Raw genomic sequence first — 683 nt, 5'->3', positions numbered from 1 at the left:
GTGCTTCAAGTCCCGGGTGTCAGCCGGCCGTGGCCGCGGCGGGCGCCGTACGCCGGTCGAACAGGTAATGGCTCACCCACCACTGCTGGCCCGCGCCGTAGGCGAACAATTCCTCGACGGCCAGGAAGAACAGCCGCCAGCGCGCCCACCAGGTATCGGCGGCCGTCCCATAGACCTCGTCGAACAGGGGCCGCAACACGTCACGGCTTGCGTCCATGTTGTCCAGCCAGGCCCGCGCGGTGCGGGCGTAGTGCGTGCCGTCCCAGCGCCAGCGCCGTGCCAGCCGCAGGTCGTCCTGGCAGTGCAGCGCAAGGTCGTCGCTCGGCATCATTCCGCCCGAGAAGAAGTGTTCGCTCATCCAGTCGCTGGCGTCGCGGGCCACGAAGGGGTAGGGGGCCTCGCGGTGCGCGAACACGTGCAGGAAGAAGCGTCCACCGGGCTCCAGCCAGCGGGCCACGTGCGCGAATGCCTGCGGCCAATTGCGCAGGTGCTCGAACATCTCCACCGAGACGATGCGATCGAAGCGCTCCGGCGTGTCGAAGACGTTGAAGTCGCAGGTGCGCACCTGCACGTTCTGCAGATTCCGGCGCCGCGCCTCCGATTCGATGTACTCGCGCTGGGAGCGGGAGTTGGAGAGCGCGGTGATGCGGCTCGCCGGGTAGCGGGCCGCCATCCACAGGGTC

At 68.8% G+C, this 683-nt stretch carries 1 protein-coding gene; it reads right to left on the bottom strand.

The window, feature by feature from the left end:
* Positions 1–19: 19 nt before the first annotated feature.
* On the bottom strand, positions 20–683 hold a 664-nt coding region (locus FJV41_RS57050), incomplete at its 5' end, for a cyclopropane-fatty-acyl-phospholipid synthase family protein (RefSeq protein ID WP_141649546.1).

The organism is Myxococcus llanfairpwllgwyngyllgogerychwyrndrobwllllantysiliogogogochensis, assembly GCF_006636215.1.
GTDB classification, from domain to species: Bacteria; Myxococcota; Myxococcia; order Myxococcales; family Myxococcaceae; genus Myxococcus; species Myxococcus llanfairpwllgwyngyllgogerychwyrndrobwllllantysiliogogogochensis.
This window is presented reverse-complemented; position numbering and strand designations above follow the sequence as displayed.